Annotated in this window: 20 protein-coding genes and 1 riboswitch; of the genes, 8 read left to right on the top strand and 12 right to left on the bottom strand. The window is 50.8% G+C overall.

Annotation, left to right across the window (positions count from 1 at the left end; translation table 11 throughout):
- Positions 1-191 precede the first annotated feature (191 nt).
- The 7 genes from L6439_RS00945 to L6439_RS00915 all read left to right on the top strand — a co-directional run bounded on the left by L6439_RS00945 (position 192) and on the right by L6439_RS00915 (position 6302).
- Complete coding sequence (locus L6439_RS00945; RefSeq protein WP_213468590.1) at positions 192-2141, top strand: asparagine synthase-related protein; 1950 nt, start codon at positions 192-194, stop codon at positions 2139-2141.
- 2 nt (positions 2142-2143) lie between these two features.
- A complete protein-coding gene (locus L6439_RS00940) occupies positions 2144-2281 on the top strand; it encodes a paeninodin family lasso peptide (protein WP_213468589.1) in 138 nt (45 codons plus the stop codon).
- 102 nt (positions 2282-2383) lie between these two features.
- Complete coding sequence (locus L6439_RS00935) at positions 2384-3325, top strand: aldolase (protein WP_213468588.1); 942 nt, start codon at positions 2384-2386, stop codon at positions 3323-3325.
- Complete coding sequence (locus L6439_RS00930) at positions 3322-3621, top strand: lasso peptide biosynthesis PqqD family chaperone (protein WP_213468587.1); 300 nt, start codon at positions 3322-3324, stop codon at positions 3619-3621. Before L6439_RS00935 ends, L6439_RS00930 begins: the two co-directional genes overlap by 4 nt.
- Positions 3618-4079: a lasso peptide biosynthesis B2 protein gene (locus L6439_RS00925; RefSeq protein WP_213468586.1), complete on the top strand. Its 462-nt coding sequence runs from the start codon at positions 3618-3620 to the stop codon at positions 4077-4079. The genes L6439_RS00930 and L6439_RS00925 overlap by 4 nt, the downstream gene beginning before the upstream one ends.
- Positions 4076-5899, top strand: coding sequence for an ABC transporter ATP-binding protein (locus tag L6439_RS00920; protein ID WP_213468585.1), 1824 nt, complete (start codon positions 4076-4078; stop codon positions 5897-5899). The genes L6439_RS00925 and L6439_RS00920 overlap by 4 nt, the downstream gene beginning before the upstream one ends.
- 67 nt (positions 5900-5966) lie before the next feature.
- Positions 5967-6302 carry a helix-turn-helix domain-containing protein gene (locus tag L6439_RS00915; RefSeq protein ID WP_006678401.1) on the top strand — a complete coding sequence of 112 codons (336 nt, stop codon included), beginning with the start codon at positions 5967-5969 and terminating at the stop codon, positions 6300-6302.
- A 122-nt stretch (positions 6303-6424) separates the two neighbouring features.
- On the opposite strand, the gene L6439_RS00910 is transcribed toward L6439_RS00915, so the two are convergent.
- The 7 genes from L6439_RS00910 to L6439_RS00880 form a co-directional block, all read right to left on the bottom strand.
- The gene (locus tag L6439_RS00910; protein WP_168180009.1) at positions 6425-6595 is read right to left on the bottom strand and encodes an anti-repressor SinI family protein; all 171 of its coding nucleotides are present in this window, start codon (positions 6593-6595) and stop codon (positions 6425-6427) included.
- Between the two features lie 17 nt (positions 6596-6612).
- Positions 6613-6695: riboswitch (cyclic di-GMP riboswitch) on the bottom strand.
- Positions 6696-6784: 89 nt separating this feature from the next.
- On the bottom strand, positions 6785-7813 hold the full coding sequence (galE, locus tag L6439_RS00905; protein WP_213468584.1) for a UDP-glucose 4-epimerase GalE: 1029 nt from the start codon (positions 7811-7813) through the stop codon (positions 6785-6787).
- Positions 7813-9375, bottom strand: a complete 1563-nt coding sequence (locus L6439_RS00900) for a lipopolysaccharide biosynthesis protein (protein WP_168180011.1) — start codon at positions 9373-9375, stop codon at positions 7813-7815. Before L6439_RS00900 ends, galE begins: the two co-directional genes overlap by 1 nt.
- A gap of 16 nt (positions 9376-9391) precedes the next feature.
- Entirely contained in the window at positions 9392-10657 is a 1266-nt protein-coding gene (locus L6439_RS00895; RefSeq protein WP_168180012.1) for a peptidase, read from the bottom strand.
- 24 nt (positions 10658-10681) lie between these two features.
- On the bottom strand, positions 10682-11653 hold the full coding sequence (locus tag L6439_RS00890; RefSeq protein WP_213468583.1) for a polysaccharide pyruvyl transferase family protein: 972 nt from the start codon (positions 11651-11653) through the stop codon (positions 10682-10684).
- An 11-nt stretch (positions 11654-11664) separates the two neighbouring features.
- Complete coding sequence (locus tag L6439_RS00885) at positions 11665-12867, bottom strand: glycosyltransferase (protein WP_168180014.1); 1203 nt, start codon at positions 12865-12867, stop codon at positions 11665-11667.
- Positions 12864-14048, bottom strand: a complete 1185-nt coding sequence (locus L6439_RS00880) for a nucleotidyltransferase domain-containing protein (protein WP_213468582.1) — start codon at positions 14046-14048, stop codon at positions 12864-12866. The genes L6439_RS00885 and L6439_RS00880 overlap by 4 nt, the downstream gene beginning before the upstream one ends.
- Positions 14049-14177: 129 nt before the next feature.
- Between L6439_RS00880 and L6439_RS00875 the strand changes: the two genes are divergently transcribed.
- Positions 14178-14834 carry an acetyltransferase gene (locus L6439_RS00875; RefSeq protein WP_213468581.1) on the top strand — a complete coding sequence of 219 codons (657 nt, stop codon included), beginning with the start codon at positions 14178-14180 and terminating at the stop codon, positions 14832-14834.
- Here L6439_RS00875 and L6439_RS00870 read toward each other — a convergent pair.
- From L6439_RS00870 to L6439_RS00850, 5 genes are read right to left on the bottom strand one after another with little or no spacing between them, the layout of a single operon-like run.
- Positions 14825-16000 carry an aminotransferase class I/II-fold pyridoxal phosphate-dependent enzyme gene (locus L6439_RS00870; RefSeq protein WP_213468580.1) on the bottom strand — a complete coding sequence of 392 codons (1176 nt, stop codon included), beginning with the start codon at positions 15998-16000 and terminating at the stop codon, positions 14825-14827. The genes L6439_RS00875 and L6439_RS00870 overlap by 10 nt on opposite strands.
- Before the next feature lie 12 nt (positions 16001-16012).
- Positions 16013-16621: a sugar transferase gene (locus tag L6439_RS00865; RefSeq protein ID WP_168180018.1), complete on the bottom strand. Its 609-nt coding sequence runs from the start codon at positions 16619-16621 to the stop codon at positions 16013-16015.
- Positions 16618-17373, bottom strand: a complete 756-nt coding sequence (locus L6439_RS00860) for a glycosyltransferase family 32 protein (RefSeq protein ID WP_213468579.1) — start codon at positions 17371-17373, stop codon at positions 16618-16620. Before L6439_RS00860 ends, L6439_RS00865 begins: the two co-directional genes overlap by 4 nt.
- 13 nt (positions 17374-17386) lie before the next feature.
- Positions 17387-18460 carry an EpsG family protein gene (locus L6439_RS00855; RefSeq protein ID WP_213468578.1) on the bottom strand — a complete coding sequence of 358 codons (1074 nt, stop codon included), beginning with the start codon at positions 18458-18460 and terminating at the stop codon, positions 17387-17389.
- A 30-nt stretch (positions 18461-18490) separates the two neighbouring features.
- Complete coding sequence (locus tag L6439_RS00850; RefSeq protein ID WP_213468577.1) at positions 18491-19366, bottom strand: glycosyltransferase family 2 protein; 876 nt, start codon at positions 19364-19366, stop codon at positions 18491-18493.
- Position 19367: the final 1 nt, after the last annotated feature.

Raw genomic sequence — 19367 nt, 5'->3', positions numbered from 1 at the left:
TGCGGAGTCTCGTTGTCAGAATGTCCACGTTCCCATCCAGTTCTATTTTTGCAGTCCCGCCCTTTCTTTGACCCAGGGTTGACAATCCTTAAAGAGGGATGTTACTCTTTATTCGAGTTCTTTATTAAGAACGATTTTAGTTTCATTGTTCTTCGGCAAGAACGAGGATGTGTATCCGGAGGAGAACGACGATGGGTGCAATAGCAGGCCTTTATCACCTTCAACACGATAAGTTGGAACCCGGACTTGGGAGAGAAATGATCGATGCCTTGCGGCGCTTTCCCGCTGATTACATAAGCAGTTGGAGTAACGGTTCCCTCTTTCTGGGATGCCTCCAGCAGTGCATTACGCCCCAATCCATCAACGAGGTCCTGCCCTGCTATGATCCGGTTACATCGCTCGCCATTACTTCGGATGCGATGATTGATAATCGGGACGAATTAGCAGACCAGCTTCAGCTATCCAAGCAGGCTCTTCAGACCATAACGGACAGCCAGCTTATTCTCCAAGCATATATGAAATGGGGCCATGATATGCCCAAACATCTCGTAGGGGATTTCGCTTTCATCATTTGGGATGGCAGGGATCGCACGATGTTTGGCGCAAGGGATTTTTCCGGAACACGGACCCTTTACTTTCATCAATCCCCGGAACTGCTCTCATTCTGCACAGTCATGGAACCGCTTCTAAAGCTCCCGCACGTGAAAAGAGACTTGAACGAACGCTGGATTTCCCAATTCCTTGCTATCCCGATCACGACAGACGCCGTAGATTCATTTTCTACCGTGTATCAATCCATTAAGCAGGTTCCCCCTTCCCATTCCATTTTCGTTGCCAACGGGAAAGTAATCTTTCAACAATACTGCCGGCTGCGGCATAGTGACAAGCTTGTGCTTGCAAGCAACGAGGAATATGAGGAAGCGTTCCGGGATGTTTTTCAGACTGCCGTTCATGCCCGTCTAAGAACATGCCGCCATGTCGGAGCACACCTAAGCGGCGGACTTGATTCCGGTTCGGTGGTTAGCTTTGCCGCTCCGATGTTGAGAGCCATCAACAAGCCTCTCTATACCTTCAGCTATTATCCGGTCGAGGGCTTTTCCGATTTCACTTCAGGCAGCCGTTTTGCGGATGAAAGAGAATACATACGGTCCACGGCGGAGCATGCAGGCAATATCGAGATGAATGTATCCAGTTATCCGGCAAGCAACCCTTACTCCGTCATTGACGAATGGCTTGATACGCTGGAGATGCCGTATAAATTTTTTGAGAACTCCTTTTGGCTTAAGGGAATCTATGAACAAGCCTCTGCCCAGGGCATCGGGATTATGCTTACCGGACAGAGGGGGAACTGGACCATATCCTGGGGGCCCGCCATGGATTACCAGGCCAGTCTGCTAAGGAAAGGACGTCTCGTCTCGTTCTTCTGGGAGTACAGACGTTATTGCCAATCGCTTGGGGCGAATCCCTGGAAAGTGCTTCAAATCGTCGGCAAAAAGAGCTTTCCTTGGCTCGCCCCGCTGATTGCTCCGGGAAGCGACCCTGCGCTGCCGGTCTTGATTAACCCGGAGTTCGCCAGCAAAACCAATGTAACGGACTGCATGAAGGCCTGCGGCATGGACGTCTGGGGATCATCGACTCAGAATGCGTATGACATTCGCAAAGACCACTTTAATCAACTGTACTTTTGGAATATTAACGGAACGATCGGCACGAAGCTTTCCCTTAAGCATAAAATCTGGGACAGGGATCCCACCAATGATTTGCGGGTCGTCCGCTTCTGTCTGTCGGTACCTGATGAACAGTTCGTTCAGCAAGGCGTCGACCGTTCGCTCATACGCAGGGCAACCGCCCGCTACCTGCCCGACAAGGTGAGATTAAATCGAAAAAGACGCGGCGTGCAGGGCGCTTACGGCGTGTTCAGACTCATGCCCGAGTGGAGTGGATTGATCCGGGAGTTTGAACAGATGATTGGCGATCCGCGAACTTCTTATTATCTGAATGCCCCCCTGCTTCAGGAGCTGCTGGACGATATCCGGGATTATCCGCGGCCGGAGCTTGCCTTCGATCTCAAGTTCCGCGTGCTGATGCGCGGGTTCATCTTCCATAAATTCCTGTCAAGAATCTCTGGAAAGGAGGTGTAACCATGAAAAAGCCGTACAGCAAGCCGTCCCTTGAAGTGTTGGATGTTCATCAGACCATGGCTGGGCCGGGTACCTCTACGCCGGATGCTTTCCAGCCGGACCCGGATGAAGACGTGCATTACGATCCGATGGATAGCTAGACAACAGGCTTAATGAATGCGGTTATGATGCGGTACCCTTATACTTCTCAGCGGGTATAAGGGTTCCCCTGTTCTCATTTAAAAAACCTTGGAGAGATGAGCATGACCGAACGAGCAGCGGTAAGGACTGACCATTATAAAGCTTTTGGCTTCCGTATTGAGAGCGACTTTGCATTACCGGAACTGCCTCAGGCTAGCGAGCGCGAGCCTATGGACAACATTACGGTACGGCGGACAGACTTGCAGCCTCTCTGGAACAGCACCATTCATTCCTATGGCAACTTGGCTATTCTGGATCACGGCCGTACGGTTATGTTTCGGGTACCTGGGGCAGCTATATATGCGGTACAGGATGGCTCCTCCATTCTGGTCTCTCCGTTCGATCAGGCGGAAGAGGATTGGGTTCGGCTTTTTATTCTGGGGACTTGCATGGGCATTCTATTGCTGCAGCGCAAAATTATGCCTTTGCACGGCAGCGCCGTGGCTATTGACGGGAAGGCCTATGCCATTATCGGCGACTCCGGGGCGGGCAAATCCACCTTGGCCTTGCACCTGATGTCCGAAGGATATCCGCTGCTTAGCGATGATGTTATTCCCGTCGTGATGACTCAAGGCTCTCCCTGGGTTGTTCCATCTTATCCTCAGCAAAAATTATGGGCGGACACATTGAAGCACATGGGAATGGACAATGCCAGTTACACCCCGCTTTATGAGCGTAATACGAAATTTGCCGTGCCCGCGGGGTCCAACTTTCATGATGAACCTCTTCCTTTGGCAAGCATCTTTGAGTTGGTTCCCTGGGATGCAGCGACTCATAGTGCGCCGATCCAGGGGTTGGATCGCTTACGAGTCCTCTTCCACCATACGTACCGTAATTTGTTGGTGCAGCCGCTGGGATTGATGGAATGGCACTTCAAGACCCTGACATCCTTCGTTCACCAGATCGGGATGTACCGTCTGCACCGCCCCATGGTTGGATTCAGCGCGCTTGATCTGACATCTGTCATCTTAAACATAACCCGGCAAGGAGAGAATGACCAATGAGCAACCTTCATTCGATCGCCCCTGTCGATACGCTTGTTCAATGCGAGGGCCATATCGTTAGCGATATGGCCGGCGAAAAAGTGATGTTAAGCGTCCAGAAGGGAAAATACTATAATCTCGGTACGCTTGGCGGCGAGATCTGGGACATGCTTGTCACGCCCGTGAAGGCGGAACATATTATTCGATCCATTTTATCCGACTATGAGGTAGAGCCGCCGGAATGCGAGGAAGACATTCTCCTGTTCCTCTCGGATTTGGAACGTGAAGGGTTGATAAGGCTTGTGAAGCGGCTATGAACCGGTTGAGAAGATGGATATGGTTATGCTTGTTCGACCGGAAGACATTCCTTTTATTTGCGGAAGCTTATCTTTATTTGGGGTGGGCGCGCATTCTTTTGTATTTTCCGTTCGCGAAGATCTCGCCGCTGCTGGGGAGACGATCCATGGAAACGCCGGAAGTCCATGATCCGTCGGATACAAAAACCATGAAGCATATTCGGAGCGCGATCCATATCGCGAGCCGGCACACGTTCTGGGAGAGCAAATGCTTGGTAAGAGCGATAGCAGGCATGAAAATGCTTGAGAAAAGAAACCTGAACAGCACTTTATATTTGGGGACCGGGAAAAATAAAAACGGCGAACTGATCGCACACGCCTGGCTCCGCAGCGGCTCGATATACATTACCGGCGCCGAGATGATGAAGCAGTTCGTCGTGGTGGAGAAATTCGCGAAAAGCGCAGGGACAGACTTATGAACTCGATTACGCTTTACATGAAGCGGCTTCATAAAACGGCAGGGTTACGATTAAGCATCAACATTATTGGCATGGTGATCAGCAGTCTCCTGGAAGGCATGACATTTCTTCTGCTCATCCCCATGCTTACGGTTGGCGGCGTTCTGTTGTCAGAGCCGGCTTGGGAGAACAGGCTGCAGTTTTTGAACATCCTGCACAGCTTGCCGCAGGCTTCTTCCCTAGCCATTATTCTCACGGTCTACCTGCTGATTGTCGTCATTCAAAACCTCATTCATCGGGCCGTTACGATCCGCAATGCCGAGATAGAGCAACATTTCAGCCGACAGCTGCGTTACGAGAATTACAGCGCTCTTCTAAGAGCGCAATGGTCTTTTTTCCTACACCGCAGAACTTCCGATCTGGTGAATGCCCTTACGATCGAGACCGCCAGAGTCTTGGGGGGAATCAGTCTGCTCCTCCAATTCATTACATCTGCCTTGTTTACCCTCGTTCAGATTATTTTCGCCTTCTGGATCTCACCGACGATAACGCTGTTCGTGATTGCCTGCGGAGCCATGCTTGCCTTTCTTTCCCGCGGATTTATTCGCAAATCCAAGCAGCTCGGCAGCCATACGTCCAAGCTCGCCCAAGCTTATCTGGCGGGAATCACTGACCAGCTTCAGGGAATGAAAGATATAAAGAGCAACAACCTGGAACCCTCCCGCTTGGAGTGGCACCAGCAGCTTACCGAAGGAACCATGCAAGAGCAGCTGGATTATGTGCGGCTAAGGCTGAATTCCCAGCTGTTGTATAAAATATCGTCCTCACTGCTTATTGCCGGATTTATCTTTGTGTCATTTCGCTTTTTTCCGGCTGAGGGACCGTCTTTGTTGATCGTTATTCTGGTCTTTGCCAGGTTGTGGCCGCGATTTACCAGCCTCCAGTCCAAGCTGGAACAATTGGCTTCGACCATCCCCGCCTTCAAGGCTCTTCAGCAATTGCAGCATGACTGCCAGTTGGCCGCAGATCAGGCGATCGCGCTTACCGAATCGCCCGCTCAGGGACCTGGCCCTTGGTTCGTTATGCAAGGAATCGAAGTCAGAAATCTTTCGTTTCGTTATCAGCCGCAGCGGCCTGTGTATGCTTTGCAAAATATCAGCGTTCATATTCCTGCCCAAGGGATGACCGCTATCGTTGGCAAATCAGGGGCCGGCAAGAGCACGTTGATCGACCTCCTTATGGGCCTGATGCAGCCTGAATCCGGTCAAATCCTCGTGGATGGCATGGCGATCACGAATGAAAATCTGCTCGCGTACAGACGCTCCATCGGGTATGTGGCGCAGGATCCGTTTCTCTATAATGCGAGCATAAGAGAAAACCTGTTGATGGTTAAACCGAGCGCCACGGAGAACGATCTGTGGGAAGCGCTCGATTTCTCCTCGGCAGCTGAATTTGTACGCAAGCTTCCTCACCAATTGGAGACGCTCATTGGAGATCGGGGCATTCGTCTGTCAGGAGGGGAACGGCAGCGGCTGGTGCTGGCAAGAGCCATCATCCGCCAGCCTTCGATCCTTGTCCTGGATGAGGCGACAAGCGCACTGGATACGGAGAATGAAAAAAAGATTCTGACCGCTTTGCACCGGTTGAAGGAGCGCATTACGGTCATTGTGGTTGCCCATAGGCTGTCCACCATCCAAAACGCGGAACAAATTTTAGTTATGCATGACGGGAAATTGGTTGAACAGGGAACCTTTTTGTCATTATTCTCAGAAAAAAAGAGTATATTTGTTAATCTCTTACAAAATCAGGAGGTGAATCCTGTTTCCGTCTATCCGTTGTAGCCGCTTTCGGAGGTGGCACAAATCGGATATAATAGGGACAAGCAGATGTATACACGGAGGTTAAATCATGATCGGAGAACGGATTCAAATCCTTCGAAGGAAGAAAAATTACTCACTGTCAGAACTCTCCGAAAGAGCCGGTGTCGCAAAATCCTATTTAAGCTCAATTGAAAGAGGAATTCAGCAGAATCCTTCCATTCAATTTCTGGAGAAGATTAGCGTTATTCTTGGGGTCTCGGTTGAAGAGCTGCTGCAAGATAAAGAAGCCTCGAATGAAGCTGAGGCGTTAGACGAAGAATGGACTAATCTTGTAAAAGAAGCGATGGCTTCTGGCGTAAGCAAAGAGCAATTCAAAGAATTTTTGGAATATAATAAGTGGAAGCTAACACGCGAAGAGTCGTGATGCCCACTAGCGTTGAGGCAGCCAGGAATAAAGAAATCTCCGATTGTTGAGTCCACCGCGCATTATCTGTAAACACGCCTCAACAAAGGAGATTTCTTTTCGCTAATGTCAACGCTCGCGAGTTATGCTTCTGAATTGACATGGAGCGGCCATTCGGGATTAGATTGTGCCTGAAAATCGCGAAGAAGTTTACGAATGTCCTCAATGGAAAGGCCCATTTGTCGTGCAGTTAAGATAATAGCTACCCAATCCTTGTCCAATTGTTCATTGTTACCTGGAACCGCTTCAACCATGATTGCATTGCCTCCCGAATTTACTCGGCCGGTTGCACCACTAACTCCACGCGCCTAAAGTGCCCAGACAAAAGCGCATTTCATCGTTTCCTAATATATACTTATTAAGTAGCATTATACACGACATTTGACGTTTCATGGTGTCATAGTATGTCGTCTCTGGAGCACTAGTTTTGTCGAATTCGGTGATTACCCGGCCGTGATCCTCTCGCAATACCCTTGCGGATTATGAACCTGCCAATTCCAGCTATCCTCACACATGTCGATGATGCCGTATTTCGGGAACCATCCCAGGTTCAATAGGTACTTGGTCGGATCGGCATAGCAAATCGCGACATCCCCCGGTCTTCGCCCCACGATTTCATAGGGAATCTGAACCCCCGACACCTTCTCGAAGGAATGGATCATCTCCAGCACCGTAACCCCCTGGCCCGTACCCAGGTTATAACATTCGACCCCATTTGTATGATCCAAATGCTCCAATGCTTTCAGATGGCCTTGCGCCAAATCCACGACATGAATATAATCTCGGATTCCCGTTCCGTCTTTTGTAGGGTAATCGGAGCCGTATATTTTGAGCGACGGCAATCTCCCTACGGCGACTTGCGTAATAAACGGCATTAAATTGTTAGGCGTCCCATTGGGGCTCTCTCCGATCTTTCCGCTTTTATGTGCACCGACGGGATTGAAATATCTGAGAATGGAAATTCCCCATCTCGGGTCAGAAGAAGCCAGATCCTGCAGTACTTGCTCAATCATTTGTTTGGTTCTTCCATAGGGACTCACCGCCCCAAGGCTGGCTTCCTCCGAAATGGGAACACAGTCCGGTGCCCCATATACCGAGGCGGATGAGCTGAATACCAGCTTATACACGCCATGCCTGGCCATCGCCCTGCACAGAACCAGCGTGCTGGTAAGATTCGTATGGTAGTAATCAAGCGGCACCTGAACCGATTCCCCAACCGCTTTCAGGCCGGCAAAATGGATCACGGCATCGATGCGATGTCCCTCGAATATCCGATTCAAGCGTTGCTCGTCGAGGAGATCCGCTTCATAAAAAGCAAATCCTTTGCCTGTAATATCCGAGATCCGGCGAATCGCTTCCGGATGGCTGTTGGAGAAATTGTCAAGAACGACGATTTCATATCCCGCCTCCAGCATTTCTACGCAAGTATGGCTTCCGATATAACCGGCGCCACCCGTGATCATAATGGCCATTACCTTGTCTCCTCTCTCCGTATGACCGGATTGAATTTAGTAAGGATCGACAGCTTTCCCAGATTCGCCTTGGCTATGTTCGTTAAGTAGATAAACTCCCTCGATTTGCGAAAGCACGCATAGAAGATCAGGTTCGTTACGGTCAGGCACAGCAGGACCCTGACGGCGATATCCCATAACAGCGGCAGCGTGAACAAGCCTGCAATCCAGCCGCAGAAGGATGCCGCCAGAAGAACTAACGCGGCATGCAGTGCGTAACGGGTAAAATAAGGGCGCAGCGGTTGAAAGAATACGTGCTTATGAAGCAAATAAGGATCAACCCAAAAATAGGTTAGCAACCGGCTAATGACCGTTCCGAGGAACACTCCCGGCATCCCGATGAAGCGTGCAAGCGTAATCGATAATGCGATGTTCATTGCCGCTGCGATCAACGGGCTGTACCTTCCCCTTCGGAACATGCCTGTCGTATCCCGGAACATGGTCGAAGCATTTTGCATCCCCGTCGTATAAAAATTGAGCAGGATCGCAAGCAAGGTCTCCTTGCCGAGGACAAAAGAACCTCCGAGCCATAAAATAATCACGGGATCGAGCAAGTTCCACAAACAGACGGCACAAAGCCCGAACACCCAAAAGTTGGCCAAGCGTAACACACAGTAGAAGAAAAACTTCTTCTCCTTATCCTCCGTAGCGTTCAAATTCCCTACGCTGGCCGTTAGAGAATAGAAGAAATAGCTGAGAAACGTAGTTAAGGTTGTCAGAATCAAATAATAATTGGAATACAGTCCGACCCATATGACGCCAAACAGGTTCGCAATAATCAGATTATCCGTCCCATTGATGACAACGCCGCTCACTTTGTACATAAGCAGGGAGCGCAGATTTTGAAAAAAGGTCTTCTTCTCTCCTTTGTCCAGAGGAGTACTGAGCGGCTCCCTCAGGAATTCGTACTTTCGGTCGGCCACGCGGGAAATATACTTGTTTCTGAGAACGCTCATTCCAATCTGGATCACAAGGAATAGAATGTAGTTTTTCGTACAGAGAAGCACGATGATTTGGATCGTGTTCATGGCAATGACATACACACTATGGATTCGCGATATCACATGCTGCTGCTGGTCGGCCACAATAATGGCCTGTTTATAAGCGAAGAAGTAGGTGGACACGGAATGGAGCAGAAATAACACATAGATGAGTTCGAGATGAGAAACCGTCGTTTCCCCCTGAATGAAAACATCGAGAAAGGGAATCAGGGAAAGCCCCAGCAAGAGCACAATCATACCTATGAACAGATAGGCTTTTCGAAATAAATGCATAAAAGCTTTTATCCTGGCCTCGTCCCGATCGGCAAGAGGTTGGTACAAGCTGTAAATAATCGCGGTCTCAAAACCGAGATTGGCAAGAGACAGGAGCATGAGCACATCGGAGAACAGGCCGCTCACTCCCAGATACTCAACGCCAAGCGTCCATATAAAAACCGTTCTAACGATAAAACCCATTATGGTGCTAATGGCTTGCCCCAGCAGACCAAAAAAAATGTTATAAAGCGAATTGCGAATTCTCATCCCTGTACCTGCTCTTTTACCTGGTTTCACGGATTTGCTGCAAACCCGTTCTCACTTTCCTTCTGATGATCGGGAAAAATTGCGTCACACGGTAGCGGAACCGTTCTTTTCTTCGATGGGCCACGAAATCGTAATCCGGAAACCAAGACAGCAGATCCGGATCCTTCACGTTGTCAGGATTCTCCCGCATGCGCTCCTGGATCGGCTTCCATAACCGTTCGATTTGGATATTCGTGAAAAACTTGACCTCCCGCTTCAAAAACCGCTTCAAAAAACCGGAGAGCTCATCAGGAACCGGAAAACCGTAGTCATTCGGGTCATGGCCCTCTGCCGCAATCCCCATGATCGTTCTGACGCACTTCTCGCATTGACAGCAATTTTCTGTGTTGCGATAGCATACCCGGACGGCGGTCTTGTCATTGGCAGCGGCATAATGATCGACAACCACTTTGACTTTATCCTGCCGGGACAGCTCATATCCGTCATGGAACACATCGCCCGTTCCGTAACGAATCAGATTGTCCGTCGACGGGTCGGAAGCGCATGAATACGTGTTGCCGATCGTATGCGAGCTCGCAATGTAAATCGTCTTCACCTGTAACAAGCAGGCTGCAGGAACCGCTGCCGATATAATCGCCAGACCGTGATGCAGTCCATGCCACCAGGTGTCGCCCAGCGAGCGCCGGAAATCCCGGTCGATTCGCTGAGGATAGACGAAGGTGCCGTAGTTGGACTCCACCAGGATATTGGAGAGCCCTTCCTTGCGGGCAAAAGCTTCCGCATGCTCACGGTCTGCGGTCCATACCTCGCTGTCTGTACAGTCCCCTTCATGCCATCCGTACTCCGTAATGAGAAAAGGCTTCTTCTCCCGGTGGCGGATATAAGTCGTCAAGGCGTCCAAGCCCCCGCTAAATAGCACGGCAGCTTCATGCTCCGGTTGATAATCATAGGAAGACACCTGCCCGACCTTGATTTGCCCCTTGAGCGGAAAATGGGGGAACATCTCCTGATATGCCTGCTTCAGTTCCGCAAGACAGTCATAGAAGGAACGATCCAGTTCGTCGACGTACAGCGTCGCATCCGTAAGCCACGCGAGCGGCATCATGTTCGCTGCAAACGGAATCGACAATATGCTTGCGGGAAGACCCGAGATATCATAGTTATATTTCATAAATAAATGATTGCTTGCTCTGAAGTATTTTTGAAGCCTGGGGTCCACCTGAAAAAAATAGTCCACACGGTTTTGATTTACTTTGATTTGTTCCCGCGTCAGTTGTATCATGGGCTTCCTCCTTCAAGACCGGTATTACCGCTGCTTGAACTGATCCAGCCACGCTTGGATGGCCTCCAGGTTGATCCGGACATTCGTCGCAAATTCCGAATGGATCATGGCTTCAAGGCCGGCGAGATCCGTACGGTCCACGGTATTCAGGGCGTATGTCTCACTCATTCCTCTGGCCCGTTCGTCAACCGCAATAATGATGGAACGTTTCTTGTGACGCATCGCATAGATTCCGGCATGCAGGCGCGTGCCTACAAAGTCGACATCCGTGCTGAGCACAGCTTCATATTCTTCCAGCGAAGGAGGAATGACGTGAATGCCTTCGGTATTCGATAACGTATGAAAATACGCATAATCATCGGCTCCCTGAACCCAGAAATATACTTTCCTGTAGCTTCTAATCAGAAGATCGATCAGGAGCTGATCTTGACGGGGCGCTCTTGCGTAATCTGTCAACGTAAACACGACGGCATCCGATTTCCCCCTGGGAATATCCCGGCAATGCTCGGGCGTTAACGCCCACATCGTCGGACATCCCGTATTTAACGCCTTGAGCCCTAAATCCGTGACGAATCTCCAGGTTCGTTCATCCCGAACGCTATGCACATATTCATGGGACAACACCTTGCGGTAGAGCATTTTCGTGTACCGTTTTATTTTTTCTCCTTTGCCCGCCCCCACCCCCAAGAGAATGCTGCCTTGTAACGGACGATAATTAAACACATTAATATTCCATTGCGGGAAATGGGTGAACATGTCCATGGTCAATAGATTCGTTCCGCCGACGAACTTGTATTTGGCTCTTGTATAGAATTGAACACGTAATGAATCTCGCATCACCTGGAACCAGCCGAAGGGGGAAAGATGCGTAGGCACGGTAAACACATTGGCCTGGCGCGTAATGCCGGACAATTGGCGCCTCACGCATTTCATGATGATTTCATCCCCTTTATTCAAGGAACCGACTGAGGTGTCGAGCAGCAGGATGTTATCCATAGCCTCGCCTCCTATCCATTGTCATCCAACAATGCGTATAGTTTATTGAGTTCGCCCGCATTGCCATACTGAGTCCTGCTGCACATGTCCGCGAGCCGGCATCTTAGCTGCCGATCTCGATATAAATGCTCGATCCCTTCCGCCAAGCCCTCGACCGATAAGTCCGTAATATATCCGTCCAAGCCGTCGGCAACCTGACTCTGTGCCGTAGGATAACGGGTAATCAGAACAGGTTTGCCCAAAATCTGGGCTTCGGTTACGGTCACGGCTTTCCCCTCGTAACGGGAAGGCTGTACATAGAGATCGGCTTGCTTGATGAAAGGATAGGGATTGTACTGCTTGCCCAGCAAAATGAAATCATCCTGCAGCCGATTCTTCGCAATGAGACCGCGAATCATCTCCTCGTCCCCGCCATAACCCACAACGTACCAGGCAATGTCCTCAAGCCCCTTCTCTCTCAGCTTCTTCAAGGCCATGACAGCCTGGTCGATCCCCTTGGCGTGCGACAAACGGGCGACGGTGACCAATTTGAAGCGCGGATCCGCTGCCATCGGTGAATCGACAGACTCCCCGGACATCATCTTGATGTAGTCCGGAGAGATAATGTTTTCGATTACGGTCACCTTGTCTCTCAGCGTTTCGTACTTTGCCAAGAAGGCTTCCCTGCATGAAGGAGAGACGGCGATGATATGATCGAACTTGCTCCACAGCTTCAAATCAGAGCGCACATTCGTAGCTACGGTAGAATAATCCGTATGAATCCAGGCTATTTTCGTGCGGGCATCGACTTTCTCGGCAACGTAGTAATGGGGCCATAAGAAGCTTACAGCCGCATCGTAGAGCTGTGTGTTCCGGGGCAGGAAGGGAAGGGTATATCTCCACATCAGCTGCATCTGATGATATCCCGTTTCTGCAAGCCCTCTCGCTTTCCCGGCCATATCGGCATGCACTTTTGCGGTCAGCCTTCCGAGCCCGATCAACAGCTGCCGGCTCTTGAGAATGTCGCCGATGGACTTGCGGAAGGTGGCATAGGCTCGTTGCTCCTCCAGCAACCGGACTTGTTCGGGGAGCAAAGCCATAAAATCGCCTTGATGGCGGTATAGCATCACCTCCGCCTGATAGCGTTCATAATCAAAATGCTCCAGCAAACCGGCCAGGCTTCTCTCGACTCCTCCAACCTCCATATCGAAGGATGCGAACAGTACTCTTTTCATTTCTGTACACCTGCGCTTTTTCTCCATGCCCACAAGAAGGGCCTTAAGGGAATGTAGATATAATGAAGCATTCTCGGCAATCGAATGACTTTGACATCCTCGGGATAAGGCAGCATGAAGCTTAGAATGAACAAGCATTTATGCCGCAGCGGCATTAACGCGAACAGATGGCGCTTATGGTAGGCTCCGACTTCTTCAGGCACCGGCTCCTTATGGAGATGAACCATCTGCGACAGATAGAACATGGCGTCCTGGGCCAGCCGCACCGATCTCCGCCTGCTTGCAAGCCGATGCAGTTCCGGCGCCAACGGCGCTTGAAGCAGCGATGAGGCCAGCACGACAGATTGTCCCCCGGCACGCACACATCGGCGCCGCCTCAATCTATTCATGATCTGGCCGTGATCCGGCTGTTGGTTAAGAAGCTGCTTGATATCGAGCAGCCAGCGCAATCTCGACCAGCCGTGGCGGGCGCCGTGGGTCACGAGAAAGACGAACAAATCCTCTCTGCCCAAATAATAGATGGGGCTGCCGAACAGCGTGCTTCTTCGCCTCCTGAGCCACAGCTCGTTAAAGCTCGGTTCCTTGGACGGGAACGGGTTCAGCCGCCAATGAAGCTCAACCTTGATGCCCTTGACCGGGTGCAAAAAGGTCAGATGGTGGTGCCGCCATTTCCAGTCCCCCAGTACGGACTCAATGTAATCATCTTTCTCGTACCCTAACGTGATAAGTATCGTTTCCGCCCTGACTAATTCGGCGAAGGGGACGAGGAGATCCAGATCCGAGCAGGCGCGAAGCGAGACGCTTCCATACAACTCCTGACCAAGCACAGGTCCCTTCAAAAATAAACAACGCAGGCCTCCTCCGGCCAATTCCTTGCCGATATGTTCGATCTCGCTGCTCAGATGAAGCATTCGGAGCGTATTGGCGCTATATTGGCGGTACAGACGTTGAATGACCGCCGGAGGCACCATATCATCGCCCATATCCTTCATCTGCATATACAGCACGGAATAGACTCGGTGATGCATCGCAAGGCGCAAAAATGCTTCCCACTTGCAATCCTGAAAGAGCCCGGCTTTGTCCTTGCGCAAATCCTCGGGACGATCACTTGAGATAATCTCCAGAATCAGCTTCATTTCGTTCGTCAGCATGTCTGTGTCCAAGATAAGGGACTTCTCCATGAACTTACTCCTTCAGTCAGATATCGCTCGCTTTAACGAACAAAATATTTTATAATTGTTCTTATTAAAGAACAATACCCCAACTGCCATTCTTCCCCGTTCACCTTAACTAGAGGAGGGACTAAGTTAATGCCCGATATCATTGTTTTTGGTGCCGGCGGGCACGCCAAAGCCGTCATTGACGTGATTGAGAAGGCCGGGGAATACCGAATCGTTGGTATCCTCGACAGCCATCAACCGCCTGGTACCGAGTGCTATGGATACGAAATTGTTGGCGGCCTGGATTACTTGTCCGCGCATCGGCAACAAATTCAGGGAGGAACCGTGGCCATTGGAGACAACTGGACCCGGTATCGCATCACGCAAAGCATAAGACAGGTCATGCCTGACTTTCGCTTCATTCGGGCCGTACACCCGCAAGCTTCTGTCGCCAGAGGAGCCCGAATCGGCGAAGGTTCCGTTATCATGGCCGGCGCCGTAATCGGCAGCGATGCCGTCGTCGGAGACCATTGCGTCATGTACACCCGCTCCTCGCTCGATCATGACTCGCGGCTCGGACATTATGCGACGCTCGCCCCCAATGCCGCGACCGGCGGCCAAGTCCGGATTGGCGACTACAGCGTGATCTCTATCGGCGCAAGCGTGATCCATGGCGTGATCATAGGCGAGCATTGCGTGATCGGTGCCGGTGCCGCCGTGCTTCATGATATTCCCGATTGCTCCGTCGCTTACGGCATACCCGCCGCAATCGCGAGAACCCGGCAGCCCGGAGAGCGTTATCTGTAGACTTGGGCATTCGCGGACCGAAGGGACAAGAACTCTTGGACGCAGTCAATGACTCTTTGCTGGTCCGCCTCGCTCATTCCCGAACCGGAAGGCAGACAAATCCCGGTCTCGAACAGCTGCTCCGATACCGGCTTCCCTTCGCCATGAGCATAGAACGGACAATCGCGGAACAGCGGCTGCAGATGCAGCGGCTTCCATACCGGGCGACTCTCGATGTTGACGGCTTCAAGCGCATGGATCAACTCGGCAGGAGCCACGCCGGTTATCCGCTCATCCATAGTTAAGGCGGTTAACCATCGGTTCGAGCGGGTGTTTTCCAGTTCAGGCATGAATTGAATTCCGTCTATTCCTTCCAGCGCCTTTCGGTACCTTTCAAAAATGCTCCGCCTCGCCTCAATCCGTTCATTCAGCGCCTGAAGCTGGGCACGCCCTATTCCCGCCAACACATTGCTCATTCGGTAGTTGAAGCCCGTCACTTGATGCTGGTAATGCAACGCCGGTTCCCTTGCCTGCGTGGCAAGAAAACGCGCCCGGCGCAATTCGTCCGGATGGTTGGATATAAGCATTCCGCCGCCTGAAGTGGTAATGATTTTATTTCCGTTGAATGAATAAATGCCAAAGCGTCCCATAGACCCGCTTGCATTGCCGTAATAGAGTGAACCGAGCGATTCTGCCGCGTCCTCAATGACCGGAACCTCATAACGTCCGCACGCCTCCATAATTTCGTTCATCTTGGCGCTCTGGCCATATAAATGAACGACGATGACCGCTTTGGGGAGGTTTCCGGCCCGTGCCGCTTCATTCAGCGCTCTATCCAGGGCCGAAGGAGACATGTTCCAGGTATCCGGCTCCGAATCAATAAACACCGGCTTCGCGCCTGTATATGATATTGGATTCGCACTGGCTACAAACGTCAGACTGGAGCAAAATACAAGGTCGCCCTTCCCTGCGCCAAGCAAGGTCAAAGCCAGATGAATCGCTGCGGTGCCCGAGCTGACAGCAGCCGCGCCCTCGACTTGGGCATAAGCCGCGATTTCCGCCTCGAACGCATCGACATGGGGCCCGAGCGGAGCAATCCAATTCGTCGTGAAGGCTTCATTAATAAAGTCTTGTTCCCTTCCACTCGTATGTGGGGGCGATAGCCATATTCTCCGGTTCGCTGTCATCTGCCGACTCCTCTACCTTTCCTGTTCATAGTTCACGGTACCCTTAAATACCGGCATCGTAACATGGTTGCCATGTTGAATGTTTCCGGGCTTCAAGACGTGGAAGAACGTCATCCACAAAATTTTCATATCCAGCCAGAAACTTTGGTGTTCCACATACCAGACATCGTACTTGAACTTCTCCTCCCAAGAGATCGCATTGCGTCCGTTCACTTGGGCCCAGCCCGTGATGCCCGGCTTCACGCAGTGTCTCTTGGCCTGCTCTTCGGTATACAGCGGCAGATATTCCATAAGAAGGGGTCTTGGCCCCACGAGGCTAATATCTCCTTTGACCACATTCCATATCTGGGGAAGCTCGTCAAGACTATATTTCCGGAGGAACTGGCCGAACGGAACCAGCCTTTCATGATCCGGAAGCGGCTGGCCCGAACTGTCTGTCTTATCCGTCATCGTCCGGAACTTCAACAAATAAAACGGGACCCCATGTTTCCCCGGCCGAATCTGGCGGAACATAACGGGCGAACCGATTCGCATTCGTACCAAGAACGCAATCACGGCCAGCAGCGGCAGCAATAACATCAACAGCACAATCGCAATAACAAAATCAAATATGCGTTTCATGACTGCGCACCTTTTTGCGATAATATCCTTCTAAGCCTTGCAATGTTCTCCGCACCGATCAAGCGGCTTGCTTTGCGCTTGATGTAGCTCTTGACGCGGACATGGGCAGGAAGCCACGATTGGGCAAAATGGTGGATCGTGTAACTGTCGTCGTTGATGTAATTGCCTCCATTGATATAATCGTAAGGACTGAAGAACCGTCTGGGATAAAAAACAACCCCGCTCGGGAGCGTCTGGTGCTGTCCGTTAAGCTTCAATCCATGCTTCTGGCTGATCCGGCTCATGATGGCCGTATTCGTCGTCAGATCGAACAGATCCCCGCCCGGAAGCCGAAAAGGCCTGTCGGCATAATATTCAAGCAGCTCTTCGATCCAGGGATGATGCTTAACGGCCCCCATCGTTCCTGATTGCAAATATTGATGGTCCTCAAATCCCGAGAAGGCTTCATGCACCAGGAAGCGATGCAGCGGCTTGATCACCTCCACATCCGTATCCATGTACACCCCGCCTTGATGATACAAGGCATGGAGTCTGACATAATCGCTAACGAACGCAAATTTGCGCGCCTCGTAAGCTTCCCTTACGTAAAGATTGGAGGTGACGTCAAAGTTATCTTCATTCCATTCGACCATCTCGTAATCCGGGAGATGCTTCTGCCAGCTTTGAATGCACTTTTTAATCAGCTTCGGTTTTTCGCCGCGTCCGAACCAGCAGTAATGCACAACCCGGGGAATTTTCTCCGCCTCGTCCAAGCCCTTTGCCCCCTTAATGAAACCAGTTTAAAAAATCACTGCGGTACGTAATGCCGAGAACAAACATATTTTCATAAGTAAAGTAGATGCCGTAAATAACCAGAATGCACAAATAAATAAGCTTCTGGTCCTTCTTGCGGAAAGCCAGGACGATCCATGATGTCAGAAGAATCTGATACAAGTTAAAATAAATGGCCAGTCTGGCAAAAATCCAGTTTTGCGTAGAAATCAGCATAAAAAAGGACCCGATCAACGACAAATTGACAATGACATCAATGTCGGAAAACAACATTCGCAGCTTCTCCCTGCCCCAATAGGCAACCAGCAGCGGCATCATATAGAAGCCGACCCGAATGATGTTCGCTCCCCCTTCATTAAACTCCTTATATTCCCCATACTGCGTCTCGCTGAGAGCCGAGAACAGCAAATCGGAAAATTGGTTGAACAGACCGACGATGAGAACGCCGGCAGCCAGCAAGCCAAAAGTCATGCCGGTCCAAGCTTCCCTGCGGACGATAAAAAATAAAGGAATAAGGATAAGCGCACTCATATGGAACACGGAGGCAAACGCCACCACAACCATGTATTTCTTCCAACTGCCGTTCAGCAAGTAAGCGGTCGCGGCAAAGAGTAAAGCCGCCGCCATATATTGCCGGATGCCGTTCATGGAAACGATGAATGCGCCGGACGTGATGTATACGTACATCGCCAGTTCAAACAATCTCGCATAGCGGTGCATCACAACCACAATCAAAACATTCGTTATCAGCGCCGTCACAAAAATGAGGATTTGCGGGTCTTCCGAAATTTGTTTCAGAAGCATTTGGAAGAGATTGAAGCCAACATCCTTCTCTGTTGCGATCGTCGCCCATGTGAAATTTTTTAGCGCATAAGCATGCATGTAGAAAAACGTATCCCCGATATTCTTCCTTAGCCCCGCAACCATGACGATGACGAAGCATACCGCGGCAACCAGCAGCCGGTTCGGCCGGACAGGGATTGGGTTATGGGGAAGGGGTACCGCAAAATACCGGGCTGTATAGGAAAAAATGAAAACCATCAGAAGCGTAAGCCATATGATCGTCATCGCAGGGTTCCTCTCCCATCCAATTACACGCTACGTCTTTGCTACGATAAATACATAAAGCGCAAATCCGGGCAGCAGCGCCAATAAGGTGAGCAGCTTTGCGGGCGATTCCAGGAGCATTCCCGGGCTGCGGGCCAGACAGCAGCTCGAGACATGATGCACCGCCTGTCTGAATTTAAAGGAGAGTCCCGCGAAAGGCAGCTTCATAAGCTGAACGCGATAAAATGCGAATCCCCTGGGGTTATTGCGGTAATGGCGCAGCATATTCATGGAAGCCCCATCCGGCATGTACTCTACATAGCAGAGGACTTCATTCATCAGCAGCAGCTCATAATCGCGGTCAATCATGTAATACTTGTAGGCCAATCCAACGTACTTTTCTCCTTCAAACAGGGGATAGCGGTACATTTTCGCAAGCTTCGTGCGGTACACCAGCTTTTTATCGCCCGTCACGCCATGCTTGTAATACAGATCGAACAGCGTGGACCTTGCCTTGCCCTCCGGAAGCCGGGTCCCAATCACGCTTCCGTCCAGTGCGCAATCCAGGCCAACGATGCCGGCTACCTGATCACTGCCGTATCTGCGCCAGAAATCAATAATTTTCTCCACCGCGCCGTCAGGCATATAATCATCGGAGTCGATACATACATTCAGCTCGGTCTCAATCTGGTCATAAGCCGTGTTATGCGCTCCATGCATGCCTTGATTCTCCTGACGGACATAACGTATGGGAATCCGGTTGTCCGCAATCCAGGCCCGTACCAGGTCCGGTGTCTCATCGGTAGATCCGTCATCAATCACAAGCCACTCAAAATCGCTGCTGTTCTGTCTGACGAGGCTGTCATACAAACGCGTCAAGCAGTAAGCACGGTTATATGCAGGGGTAAATACCGTTAATGTTCGCATC

The organism is Paenibacillus dendritiformis, assembly GCF_021654795.1.
GTDB lineage: Bacteria > Bacillota > Bacilli > Paenibacillales > Paenibacillaceae > Paenibacillus_B.
This window is presented reverse-complemented; position numbering and strand designations above follow the sequence as displayed.

Excerpts from the sequence above, each read along its gene's own strand:
- L6439_RS00945 (WP_213468590.1), top strand. The coding sequence starts at position 192 with ATGGGTGCAATAGCAGGCCTTTATCACCTTCAACACGATAAGTTGGAA.
- L6439_RS00940 (WP_213468589.1), top strand. The coding sequence starts at position 2,144 with ATGAAAAAGCCGTACAGCAAGCCGTCCCTTGAAGTGTTGGATGTTCAT.
- L6439_RS00935 (WP_213468588.1), top strand. The coding sequence starts at position 2,384 with ATGACCGAACGAGCAGCGGTAAGGACTGACCATTATAAAGCTTTTGGC.
- L6439_RS00930 (WP_213468587.1), top strand. The coding sequence starts at position 3,322 with ATGAGCAACCTTCATTCGATCGCCCCTGTCGATACGCTTGTTCAATGC.
- L6439_RS00925 (WP_213468586.1), top strand. The coding sequence starts at position 3,618 with ATGAACCGGTTGAGAAGATGGATATGGTTATGCTTGTTCGACCGGAAG.
- L6439_RS00920 (WP_213468585.1), top strand. The coding sequence starts at position 4,076 with ATGAACTCGATTACGCTTTACATGAAGCGGCTTCATAAAACGGCAGGG.
- L6439_RS00915 (WP_006678401.1), top strand. The coding sequence starts at position 5,967 with ATGATCGGAGAACGGATTCAAATCCTTCGAAGGAAGAAAAATTACTCA.
- L6439_RS00910 (WP_168180009.1), bottom strand. The coding sequence starts at position 6,595 with ATGGTTGAAGCGGTTCCAGGTAACAATGAACAATTGGACAAGGATTGG.
- galE (WP_213468584.1), bottom strand. The coding sequence starts at position 7,813 with ATGGCCATTATGATCACGGGTGGCGCCGGTTATATCGGAAGCCATACT.
- L6439_RS00900 (WP_168180011.1), bottom strand. The coding sequence starts at position 9,375 with ATGAGAATTCGCAATTCGCTTTATAACATTTTTTTTGGTCTGCTGGGG.
- L6439_RS00895 (WP_168180012.1), bottom strand. The coding sequence starts at position 10,657 with ATGATACAACTGACGCGGGAACAAATCAAAGTAAATCAAAACCGTGTG.
- L6439_RS00890 (WP_213468583.1), bottom strand. The coding sequence starts at position 11,653 with ATGGATAACATCCTGCTGCTCGACACCTCAGTCGGTTCCTTGAATAAA.
- L6439_RS00885 (WP_168180014.1), bottom strand. The coding sequence starts at position 12,867 with ATGAAAAGAGTACTGTTCGCATCCTTCGATATGGAGGTTGGAGGAGTC.
- L6439_RS00880 (WP_213468582.1), bottom strand. The coding sequence starts at position 14,048 with ATGGAGAAGTCCCTTATCTTGGACACAGACATGCTGACGAACGAAATG.
- L6439_RS00875 (WP_213468581.1), top strand. The coding sequence starts at position 14,178 with ATGCCCGATATCATTGTTTTTGGTGCCGGCGGGCACGCCAAAGCCGTC.
- L6439_RS00870 (WP_213468580.1), bottom strand. The coding sequence starts at position 16,000 with ATGACAGCGAACCGGAGAATATGGCTATCGCCCCCACATACGAGTGGA.
- L6439_RS00865 (WP_168180018.1), bottom strand. The coding sequence starts at position 16,621 with ATGAAACGCATATTTGATTTTGTTATTGCGATTGTGCTGTTGATGTTA.
- L6439_RS00855 (WP_213468578.1), bottom strand. The coding sequence starts at position 18,460 with ATGACGATCATATGGCTTACGCTTCTGATGGTTTTCATTTTTTCCTAT.
- L6439_RS00850 (WP_213468577.1), bottom strand. The coding sequence starts at position 19,366 with ATGCGAACATTAACGGTATTTACCCCTGCATATAACCGTGCTTACTGC.